Source organism: Alteromonas sp. AWJ4_199, assembly GCF_056159165.1.
Map to the genome: position 1 here is coordinate 200413 of NZ_JBSWUR010000004.1, position 11610 is coordinate 212022.

Below are 11610 nucleotides of genomic sequence, written 5' to 3' on the forward strand. Positions count from 1 at the left end.
TACAAATTTAACACAATATAATTTGCTATTTTTTCGTCAATAAAGCGCTATTAATAAGCTAATCCTTTGAACTTACGGGATATTGGCGAAGCAACAATTGTTAATGAATTGAATATTAAAGATGGGCTTGCGACATGCTTATTACTAAAGTGTTTTAAAAGGTAGAAAGCAAAGCACCAATTACTTTACACTTAGGCAAATGTACACGCTGTTTTATTATGTCATTACCAACCTGATGGTATGTTCTTTTCCTTTTGGTAGTGAAATCTTCGTATAACTGGTGTTTTTGATATGAGGAAAAGTAACCTTTGCAAACAACTACCGTAAAGTTAGTGATCTTTGATTGTGACGGTGTACTCATTGATAGCGAAGTGCTGTCTATGGAAGCTTGGCAGGAAATTCTAGCGGACTATAACATTTCTTTATCGAAGCAGTTCTTTATCGCTCACTTTCTTGGTAAAAGCGTAGAACACGTAGAAAAGATACTAAAAACCGACTTTTTCTTTGAGTTAACTGACGTGGTTAAAGAGGACTTTCACGCTTTGCTCTATGAAAAGTTTGAGCACTCGTTGCGAAGGACACCAGGCATCAATAACGTATTAACAAACCTTGATGCCCGCCACATTCCCTATTGTGTTGCCACAAGCAGTTCTCCCGAAAGAACGACTAAAGCGTTAAAAAGTACCGGCCTTTTCGCTTATTTTGAGGGACGTATTTTCACGCGCTCTATGGTAAAGAATGGTAAACCAGCACCCGACCTGTTTTTACATGCTGCCGCAACCATGGGTATAAAACCTGAAAACTGCTTAGTTATTGAAGACTCTCAGCCTGGTTTAGCCGCAGCAGTAGCCGCCAATATGCCCTGCCTTCATTTTACCGGTGGTGCACATTTACATAACGATATAAAAGCTGATATTCCAAATAACAGTAAATCACTCAATTCATGGGACGAATTTCATTCTCTTCTCCCTGACATTTTCGACGCGAGAAAAATAAATGAGTAAGAAAGCACAAAACGAACTCAACAAACTAGACGAAGCCGCAAGAGCAGGATGGATGTATTACGTTGGGGGCAAAACACAAGACGAAATTGCAAAGACCCTTAATACATCACGTCAGAGCGCTCAGCGTCTTGTGGCATTATCTATGTCAGAAGGCTTGGTTAAGGTGCGTTTGGAGCATCCTATAGCCAGATGCATGGAGTTGGCGCAAGGCATTAAAGAAAAATTCGGGCTTACATTTTGCGAAGTGGTACCCAACGTTGACGACGATCCTAACTCCACACAGGGACTCGGCCAAGCAGGCGCTGCCGCTATAGAGCGTGCCCTTAAATTTGATACGCCACAAACTATTGCTTTTGGCACAGGGCGCGTTCTTCGAGCGTGTGCAGATGAACTATCTATTCTTCATTGTCCCCAGCATAAAATAGTGTCGCTAGTAGGCAATATTGCAGATAACGGCGAAGCTACACGATATGATGTTGCCGTTCACGTTGCTGATAGGGTAAAAGCGCAGCATTACCCCATGCCGACACCAGTTATAGCCTCAAGTAAGTCAGAACGCGAAGTGTGGCAGCAACAACAGCATATTTCACGCATTCACGCGCTTGCTGAGCAGGCGGATATTAGTTTTGTCGGTATCGGCAATTTAGGTAGCGTGTCACCGCTTTACAAAGACGGCTTTATCGGCGATGACGAATTAGGCGTATTGTCTGACTCTGGCGCATGTGGCGAAATCATAAGTTGGATCTTTAATGAAGAAGGTGCACTCATAAAATGCGATATTAATGAAAGAGTAACGAGCTTTAAATTGAAAGCTACGCCAGAAAAGCCTGTTATTGGCGTGGCGGCGGGCGATAGTAAATTTAAAGCAATTAGGGGCGCACTTCGCTCTAAGTTTTTAAATGGCCTTATCACAACGGAGCGGACGGCATCAGCGTTACTCGGCGTCTAGGACTGTGTTCCACCGAGTAAACAACCAATCTTGATGTACTTTTGCGCCCACTCACCATGGCAAAATGTTCGCAACTTCGTCTTTCAACCTTATCAAAATGCAAAAAAAACAGCATAAACGCTGTTTTTTTGCACTTTATTTGATCGTTTTTCATCCGCCAACTCGAGTGTGCGTTAATCTCGCAAGCCCTTTAATACTAAAGGCTATAACTAAGCTTACGCCTTCTACGCCTTTAGTATAAGGTATCAAGTGACATACATGGTTATTTGAGTGAATGTTTTTTAATCATCACGGTTGTCTTTTAATGAAAGCCGAACAAACAATCTCTCTAAATAATTAAATATACGAAGGAAATTTAACCATGTTGAAAATCGTTAAAACTTCTCTAATCATCGCCACATCAACACTTGCTTTTTCAAACACAGCGCAAGCGAATGACATAAACGAAGCACTTGCAAACATTTGTACTATCGTTCAGGCAGACGATAAGGGCGAGCTTCGCAAAAAGATGCGTAGCGTTCAGTCAGACTTTAAATTAAAGCTTCGCGATTACTACTCAGGTATTTCATGCGGCGGGCAAAGCTTAATCCGCACCGCGCTTAGCAGTAATGCGGTTGAAGTAGGTACGCTACTTGTTAAGAAAATGCCGAGCAAAGATCTTGCTAAACCAGAATCAGACGGTAAAACATTACAAGCTTGGATTGCTGAGCAAGGACTGCAGAGCTCTCCAATATCAGCTGAGCTTAACGACAGAATTTAGGTATCATATCACATCACCATGTGAATCGATTCAACATGGTTGCAGCGAATGCTGCACTCGAAGGCCCCACTGCTACGGGGCCTTTTTTATTGGTGCGCTACCTACGCTAAGACTGACTATCGCTTAAAGTATACTTTCGTATACCCTGTTATTTTACAGCATGTTTTTCAATTAGTTAGATTAGGGTTTAATACATCTCAACGAACAAACATTAACTAAACAATAACCGAAGGAATTTAACCATGTTGAAAATCGTTAAAACTTCTCTAGTAATTGCGGCATCTACTTTAGCTTTTTCTAACGCAGCACAAGCGAATGATATCAACGAAGCACTAGCAAATATCTGCACAATTGTTCAAGCAGACGATAAAGGTGAACTTCGTAAAAAAATGCGTAGCGTACAGTCAGACTACAAGTTAAAACTTCGCGACTACTATTCAGGTATTTCTTGCAACGGCCAAAGCCTCATTCGTACAGCGATTACTAACAATGCTGTTGAGGTAGGTACGTTACTTGTCAAGAAGATGCCTAGCAAAGACTTGGCTGAACCTGAGTCAGATGGCAAGACGTTGCAAGCTTGGATTGCTGAACAAGGTCTTCAGAGCTCACCAATTTCAGCTGAACTTAACGGCAGAATCTAATATAAAAATTTAGTCACACCATGTGATGTAACGCTTCAACATGGTAGCGGCGGGACGCCGCACTAGAGGCCCCTTCTTGGGGCCTCACCCTTTTCTAGGCCTCAAAATATTCTGCTATTTTTTCGCACATCTCAAATGCTCTGTTTTTTGAAAGTTAAGTAACGATAACTCACGCAAATATATGTTAAGTGGTGTTATACCTTTTCGAATAGATAAGTGCCCACACAGTTAGAAAGCATCAATCTACGTTCCCATAACATTAAAATCAGAGAGTGAATAAAGATGAACAGGTATGCGCTTAATAATCTTTTTCTTGTTCAAGAAGATTACACAAATCATAACTTAAGTGATGTTAGCAAGGAGAGTCAGGCCCAATCACATAGCTATGAGAAAGTTATCAATAATGGAGCCATTTATCGTAGCAGCTCTGTCAGGCAACCTGTGGTGCAAAGTAATAGAGAAGTGTCTGCCATTATCCTCTCACGGAGGTATACAGTGAGTCAGCCGTCTATATCAAAATTGTGTAGCAACTTTCACGTTGCACACTTTCTTGTAGTTTTAAAAACAAAAAGACCGAACCAAATGGCGTATCCAATTATAAATTGGTTACCCCATTCGCTCGGCCTTATATGCGTATCTTTAGCTACGCGCGTATTTTATAGCTCGTTTTACTACTATGCCATTACTCGACAGCAAACATACTCTCTGGCATAGACATCAAGTTATCTGCACCTGATTGCATTGCAGAAACCAGTGAGCGAGTACGTGTCAACAATCGGTCAAAGTAAAAGCCCGTTGTTAAAATTTTACTCTTATAAAACTCGGTTTCTGTACTACCTGCGTCAAGCTGCTCTTGCGCTTTTACTGCCATTTTGAGCCAGAAATAAGCCACCGATACATAGCCTGAATACATTAAGTAATCGACTGACGCAGCACCAATTTCATCTGGATTAGACGCAGCAGCTTTACCAATATCCATAGTAATTTGCTGCCACTCGTCAAGGTGTGAGCTAAGCGCGTTAGTCCAAGCACTAAACTGGGCGTTGTCACGTAGAGAGTTGCAGTAGTCGCGCACTTCTTGAACAAATACGTTAAGCAGCTCACCATTAGAACCCATCACTTTACGGCCTAATAGATCAACCGCTTGGATACCCGTAGTACCTTCATACATGGTACAAATACGTGTATCACGGGCTAGCTGTTCCATGCCCCATTCTTTAATAAAGCCATGACCGCCGTAAACCTGCATGCCATAGCTAGTTGCTTCTTGGGCTGTTTCAGTCAGAAACGCTTTCACGATAGGTGTTAAGAAAGCCAGTTTAGCTTCGGCTACTTGTTTTTCTGCAGCGTCATCACCGTATAACGTAACGTCTACTAGTTGCATGCAGTAGGCAGCAAGCGCGCGATTACCTTCCGCGAAGGCTTTTTGCGTCAACAACATACGGCGTACATCTGGGTGCACGATAATAGGGTCAGCAGGGCCATCAGGGTTTTTACGCCCAGTTAGTGAGCGAAACTGAATACGATCTTTCGCGTAGCGCAGAGCGCCCTGGAAAGCGGCTTCAGATGCAGCTAAGCCCTCAAGGCCAGTGCCTATACGCGCGGTGTTCATAAAGGTGAACATGCAGTTCAGACCACGGTTAGGTGGGCCAATCAAAAAGCCTTTAGCACCGTCAAAGTTGATAACACAAGTTGCGCTGGCTTTAATACCCATTTTATGTTCAATACTGCCGCAACTTACTGCATTTCTATCCTGTTTTTCACCGTCTTCAGATACGTTGAATTTAGGCACAACGAACAAAGAGATACCCTTAGTGCCTTCCGGTGCGTCTGGTAAACGAGCCAACACGATGTGTACAATATTCTCAGACATATCGTGCTCACCAGCAGAGATAAAAATCTTGGTGCCCGTTAAGCTGTAGCTTCCGTCTTCCTGAGGTTCAGCACGGCATTTAAGCATACCTAAGTCTGAACCACAGTGTGCTTCAGTTAGGCACATTGTTCCCGTCCACTCACCGCTAACTAGTTTCTCTAGAAACATTTTTTGCTGCAGTTCCGTGCCGTGAGCTTTAAGCGTTTCCATACAGCCCTGACTTAAACCTGGATACATAGCCCAAGAATGGTTAGCACCAGAGAACCACTCTGCGATAATAGAAGACAACGAATAAGGTAGCGCTTGACCACCGAACTCTTCTGGGTGAGACATACTTGGCCAACCGCCCTCTACGTATGTTTGGTAAGCTTCTTTAAACCCTTTTGGCGTAGTAACTTCACCGTCTACCCATTTACACCCTTCTTCATCGCCCGACGCGTTGATAGGCGCAAGCGTGTTTTCAGAGAATTTGGCCGCTTCAGCAAAAATCGCCGACACCAGGTCTTCAGAGGCTTCTTCAAAGCCCAGTTTCTGATAGTGATTTTGATAATCTAATAGCTCATGTGTTACAAACATGGCGTCACGTTGTGGAGCTTTATAACCTTCCATACCCAATACCTATAGAACTTCAAATAAACCAGCAGCGCCCATGCCGCCACCGATACACATGGTACAAACTACATACTTTGCACCGCGTCGTTTACCTTCGATGAGTGCGTGACCCACCATGCGAGCACCGCTCATGCCGTACGGGTGACCAATAGAAATGGCACCGCCGTTTACATTTAATAATTCGTCTGGAATGCCCAACTTATCGCGACAATACAGAACCTGTACTGCGAAAGCTTCGTTAAGCTCCCATAGACCGATATCGTCCATGGTTAATCCATGCTGCTTTAATAGCTTAGGAATGGCGAATACTGGGCCAATTCCCATTTCATCTGGCTCACAGCCTGCCACTGCAATCCCGCGATAGATACCAAGTGGCTGGGCACTCCCCTTCGCCGCTGACTGCTCATCCATAATAACGGTAGCGCTAGCGCCGTCAGAGAGCTGACTTGCGTTACCTGCGGTAATGCAGCCACCTTCGATAACAGGGTTAAGTGCCTTTAGGCCTTCTAACGTGGTCTCTGGACGATTACCTTCATCTTTTGACAAGGTAACTTCACGCTCTGATGTTTCACCCGTTTCTTTGTTAAAAACCGCCTGAACTGCGGTAATTGGTACAATTTCATCATCAAACTTACCCGCTTCTTGTGCCGCTGCGGTTCGCATTTGACTTTGATAACCGTATTCGTCTTGATCGTCGCGGCTGATTTTGTAGCGCTTACCTACTACTTCCGCAGTTTGAAGCATTGGCATATAAATATCTTTGTGCTTAGCAACCAGTGCAGGGTCTACTGCACGAAACATATTCATATTTTTGTTTTGCACTAAAGAGATAGAATCTAAGCCACCCGCAACCATTATGTTGGTATCGCCTGTACGAATTGAATTCGCTGCGGTAGCAATGGCATACATGCCAGAACTACATTGGCGGTCGAGTGTCATACCCGCTACGGTGACCGGTAAACCACCAGCCAACCCAGCCAAGCGGCCAATATTCATGCCGCCACTGCCTTGGGTTAGCGCTGCGCCCATTACCACGTCGTCGACACTGGCAGGGTCTATGCCCGCACGTGCTACTGCGTTTTGAATGGCATGACCACCTAATGAAGGGGCTGGCAAATTGTTTAGCGCACCTTTATAGGCGCGGCCTATTGGCGTACGTGCTGTACTTACGATAACTGCATCACGCATGTTATGTTCCTTTCTGTTGGGCTGAAAATTCAGCCAAAGTTTAGCTAGGCTTATTTGCTACTTATCAAAAATACCTAGCTTTACCAAATTCGGATGTCGGGTAACGAAAGCTATCGCTAGCTCTCACCGTCGATTAATTCTCGCTAACAAGAGCTATGTCTACTTCGCTTTATAGCTTTTAAACGTGCCGCCGCTATGGGCCAATTTCACCAACAAATCACTTGGTTCAAGCCACATTTTTCCGTAATCACCCAATTGATCACGATAGGTAGTCAGCTTATCTAAGATAGTGCCTAGCCCTACTTCGTCAGCATATTGCATAGGGCCGCCGCGATACACAGGGAAGCCATAACCGTAAACATAAATTACATCGATATCGCTAGATTTAGCTGCAATGCCTTCTTCTAAGATGGCAGCACCTTCGTTGATCAATGAGTACATGACGCGAACCAGAATTTCCTCATCGCTAATGTCTGAACGCTGAACCACGCCTAAACGTTCTGCTTCTTGCTTGGCAATTTCTAGTACTTCTGCATCTGGGACAGGAACTCGACTGCCAGGTTCATAGTTGTAAGCTCCGCGTCCGGTTTTAAGTCCGTTACGCCCCTTTTCTACCAAGCGATCTGCCACTGCACCGTAAGCGGGGTCGTGTGCAATGTGCTCTTGTCGAGACTGTCGTACATAGTAGCCAATATCTAATCCAGCCATATCACCCATAGTGAACGGCCCCATTGGCATGCCAAACTCGGTTAAAACCCGATCAACTTGCTCAGGTGTTGCTCCTTCTAGCAATAATCGATTCGCTTCACGGCCGTAAGGCTCAATCATACGATTGCCCACAAACCCGAAACATACGCCAACCAAAACAGCGACTTTTCTGATTTTCTTGGCCATCTTCATACAAGTTTTAATAACTTCAGCAGATGTCTTTTCAGCTTTAACCACTTCAAGTAGCTTCATTACATTCGCTGGCGAGAAGAAGTGAAGACCAATCACGTCTTCAGGACGTGATGTGGCAGTAGCAATTTCATCAATATCCAACGTCGATGTGTTCGAAGCCAAAATAGCGCCCGGCTTACACACTTTATCTAGCGTCGAGAATACGGTTTTCTTTACTTCCATCTTTTCGAAAACCGCTTCTATGACAAGATCAACATCAGCTAAATCGTCATACGACGTAGTACCTGAAAGCAGTGCCATGCGGCTCTCTACCTGCTCTTGAGTTAACTTGCCTTTTTTCGCTGAATTTTCGTAATTCTTTCTAATAAGTGCCAATCCCTTCTCTAGCGCTTCTTCTTTGAGCTCGAGCATGGTAACTGGAATGCCAGCATTGGCAAAGTTCATAGCGATACCACCGCCCATTGTTCCCGCGCCGATAATGGCAACTTTCTCAATGCTGCGCTCAGGGGTATTTTTGTCGAAATCACTCACATGGCCTGCTGCGCGTTCAGCAAAAAAGAAATGCTGCTGAGCACGTGCCTGTGGCGTATTCATACACTCCATGAAAAGCTTGCCTTCATTTTTAAGGCCATCTTCAAAAGCGAGTGTGTAAGCACCGCGTACCGCTTCAATACATTTTAATGGAGCAAAGAAACCACGGGTCGCTTTTTTAGTTTGTGCAGTTACTGCATCAAACACCGCCTGCGTTTCGTCAGACATGGATAGCGTGATGTCACTGGTGCGTTTAATCGCTTTATCTGGCGTTAATGCTTGTAAATACGCTTTTGTATCTTCAAGTAAATGCTCAGGCTTATCAGAAATTTTGTCGAAGACACTTGGAAGTTTGACCACCGACGTTGGTTTGCCGGTTACTATCATTTCTAGCGCCGTTTGCGCGTCGGCTAAGCGAGGAAGTCGTTGGGTGCCACCTGCTCCAGGCAGAATACCTAAGTTAACTTCAGGTAGGCCTACTTTGTTCTCAGCAAAGGTGATGCGATGATGGCAAGCTAACGCCACTTCTAGGCCACCGCCGAATGCTGGACCAGGGAGAACAGCAACAACTGGCTTAGACGCATTTTCAATCTTGTCTAGTACCTCAGGCAGCATGGGAGACAAATCGCCACCAGAGAATTCGCTGATGTCAGCTCCACCCGAAAAAATAGGTAGTGAAGAAGTAATAACAATGGCACTTACGCTGTCGTCATTTAGTGCATTGTTTATGCCTTCTATCAACCCTACTCTGATAGCGCGTGACAGCGCGTTAACGGGTGCACTTTGCATTGTCAGCGTGGCAACACCCTGTTGTACTGCATATTCTACGGCTTTATTTTCCATCTCAGTCATAACCATGTCCTGTTTATCACATTAATTGGATGTTATTGCAGTGTTGTTAATCATCCAAGTTTATTGGTGTTATAGACATTTATCATAATTTTTAATAATCACCGCTAGCCCCTTTGCTGTTTCATTTCTTGATGTAGAGCTCGTCCTACCTTGCTTAAGGTTTATTTGACAGAAAATAAAACCAGTGTTTTTGTTAATTGAGCAACACTTGTTATTACATTTTATTTACAAAAGGATAATTGGCTATGCAAGTGCTTAAAACACCGGAAAGCGCCTTCAACAAGATTACAGACTTTCCCTACTCTCCATGCTTCACTGAAATAACAGACACAGTCAGCAGTGAAATGACAATGGCCCATTATCAATGCGGACCAGAAGATGGACACACAGTCCTTTTAATGCACGGTGAACCTACATGGGCATATTTATACCGTAAAATGATGCCTATATTAGCCGAAGCGGGATTCAACGTCATAGCACCGGATCTCATTGGTTTTGGGCGTTCAGATAAACCTATTAGAAAAGAAGATTATTCCTACGCTCGACATCTGATATGGATAAAGGATTGGTTTACGCAGGTTGTGAAAGGGCCTACCACCTTGTTCTGCCAAGACTGGGGAGGGTTGTTAGGGCTGCGACTCGTTGCTGACATGCCAGATTACTTTTCAGGTGTGATGGTTTCGAATACCGGATTACCAACCGGTGACCATTTGCCAAGCGAGGCGTTCATTAAATGGCGTCGCTTTTCACAAGATGTGCCGATATTTCCCACTTCAACAATTATTCAAAATGGGACGACAACAGAATTAGATGAAGCAACACTTGCTGCTTACGACGCTCCCTTCCCTGACGAGCAATACAAAGCAGGGGCGCGGATGTTTCCCTTACTTGTCCCTACAAGCCCAGACAGTGCAGAAGCACAGGCTAATAAGCAAGCATGGGATAAATTAAAGCAATTCAAAAAACCATTTATAACGGCTTTCGGCGATAGCGACCCAATAACGAAAGGCAGCGATAAATTATTTCAAAAACTTATCCCCGGCTGTAAAGGCATGGCTCATAGGTTAGTAGAAAACGGTGGTCACTTTATTCAGGAAGACCAGGGGGAACTGCTAGCTAACTTGCTTATTCAGTTTATTAAGAAAACCCAACTTAAGTAAGCAGGTTTTCAACAGACACTAAACCATTAACCATTAGGAGATAACCATGGACGCTTTACTCGACTTTTCAGGACAAGTTGTATTAATTACCGGCGCAGGCAGTGGTTTTGGCCGCCTGTTATCGCTAGGTCTTGCCAACCGAGGGGCGAAACTCGTTCTTTCAGACATCAATGAAACCGCACTTGAGGAAACGAAAAAAGATGTAAAAGCACTCACTGACGTCGTGGTACTAGCCGGCAATATAGCAAGCGAGTCACTAAATAAGGCGCTGGTTGAAAAAGCCATGGAAACCTTTGGCAAACTAGACATTGCCGTAAATAATGCAGGTATAGCGCATAACCCAGCGCCAATTCATCAAATGACAGAGGAAATCATGGATTCGCAGTTTGCGGTGAATGTGAAAGGCGTTATGTTTGGAATGAAGTACCAAATACCCGTTATGCTTGCACAAAAGCAAGGGCATGTTTTAAATGTAAGCTCACTAGCGGGACTAGGTGGAGCCCCTAAAGGCGGTGCTTATGCTGCAGCAAAGCATGCGGTGTCAGGAATAACCCGTACAGCAGCTGTGGAGTATGGCCGTAAAAATGTTCGCGTTAATGCCATATGCCCCTTTTACAGCCCAACTAATATTTTAAACGTAGATGGTTACAACACCCCTGAGGCTCGAGAACAGCTTGGCATGGGCAGCCCAATGAAACGTTTGGGCGAGCCTCAAGAAATCGTAAACACAATGATGCTGATGCTTTCCCCTGGCAACTCTTACATGAACGGACAAACCATAGCAGTAGACGGAGGCGTTACCGCATGGTGATGTATTGCTTGAGTATTAGGCACAAAGGTATATAAAAAAATACCCTTGTATAACACCTAATGTTTCGATTCCATTCCACATTCGGTGTAATGAAAGTGAACAAACAAAGCCGATGAATGAGGTGGGTGCAACCACCTCAGCCATCAATATCGAATTAAGTAGTATTTAATCAGTTTGTCTAGCGTTTACGTTGAACAAAAAAGAGAAAAAATGTGATGATAAGGCCAAATATAAACAGTTTTTTAGCTATCGCACTTTTTCTAGCACATTCGTTGATGAATTGCAGTTTCGCGCAAGAAGCCCAACCTGCGCTTGTAAATATGAAGGAA

The 11610-nt window shown here is 44.1% G+C and carries 9 protein-coding genes; 6 read left to right on the forward strand and 3 right to left on the reverse strand.

Features of this window, described 5'->3' with window-relative positions; genetic code table 11:
• Positions 1 to 308: 308 nt before the first annotated feature.
• The 4 genes from ACXAER_RS19245 (at position 309) to ACXAER_RS19260 (ending at position 3354) form a co-directional block, all read left to right on the forward strand.
• Entirely contained in the window at positions 309 to 1004 is a 696-nt protein-coding gene (locus ACXAER_RS19245; RefSeq protein WP_474832080.1) for an HAD family hydrolase, read from the forward strand.
• A complete protein-coding gene (locus ACXAER_RS19250) occupies positions 997 to 1953 on the forward strand; it encodes a sugar-binding transcriptional regulator (protein WP_474832082.1) in 957 nt (318 codons plus the stop codon). The genes ACXAER_RS19245 and ACXAER_RS19250 overlap by 8 nt, the downstream gene beginning before the upstream one ends.
• Before the next feature lie 361 nt (positions 1954 to 2314).
• Entirely contained in the window at positions 2315 to 2713 is a 399-nt protein-coding gene (locus ACXAER_RS19255) for a DUF3718 domain-containing protein (protein ID WP_334047976.1), read from the forward strand.
• A 242-nt stretch (positions 2714 to 2955) separates the two neighbouring features.
• Positions 2956 to 3354: a DUF3718 domain-containing protein gene (locus ACXAER_RS19260; protein ID WP_076012512.1), complete on the forward strand. Its 399-nt coding sequence runs from the start codon at positions 2956 to 2958 to the stop codon at positions 3352 to 3354.
• A gap of 682 nt (positions 3355 to 4036) precedes the next feature.
• On the opposite strand, the gene ACXAER_RS19265 is transcribed toward ACXAER_RS19260, so the two are convergent.
• From ACXAER_RS19265 to ACXAER_RS19275, 3 genes are all read right to left on the reverse strand, one after another.
• The gene (locus ACXAER_RS19265) at positions 4037 to 5836 is read right to left on the reverse strand and encodes an acyl-CoA dehydrogenase C-terminal domain-containing protein (RefSeq protein ID WP_474832087.1); all 1800 of its coding nucleotides are present in this window, start codon (positions 5834 to 5836) and stop codon (positions 4037 to 4039) included.
• A gap of 9 nt (positions 5837 to 5845) precedes the next feature.
• Positions 5846 to 7027, reverse strand: coding sequence for an acetyl-CoA C-acyltransferase (locus ACXAER_RS19270; protein ID WP_474832090.1), 1182 nt, complete (start codon positions 7025 to 7027; stop codon positions 5846 to 5848).
• Positions 7028 to 7186: 159 nt separating this feature from the next.
• Positions 7187 to 9310, reverse strand: a complete 2124-nt coding sequence (locus ACXAER_RS19275) for a 3-hydroxyacyl-CoA dehydrogenase NAD-binding domain-containing protein (RefSeq protein WP_474832093.1) — start codon at positions 9308 to 9310, stop codon at positions 7187 to 7189.
• A 245-nt stretch (positions 9311 to 9555) separates the two neighbouring features.
• Between ACXAER_RS19275 and ACXAER_RS19280 the strand changes: the two genes are divergently transcribed.
• Positions 9556 to 10470 (forward strand): haloalkane dehalogenase, encoded by a 915-nt coding sequence (locus ACXAER_RS19280; RefSeq protein ID WP_474832097.1) that lies wholly within the window; start codon positions 9556 to 9558, stop codon positions 10468 to 10470.
• A gap of 46 nt (positions 10471 to 10516) precedes the next feature.
• Positions 10517 to 11281, forward strand: coding sequence for an SDR family NAD(P)-dependent oxidoreductase (locus tag ACXAER_RS19285; RefSeq protein ID WP_474832100.1), 765 nt, complete (start codon positions 10517 to 10519; stop codon positions 11279 to 11281).
• Positions 11282 to 11610: the final 329 nt, after the last annotated feature.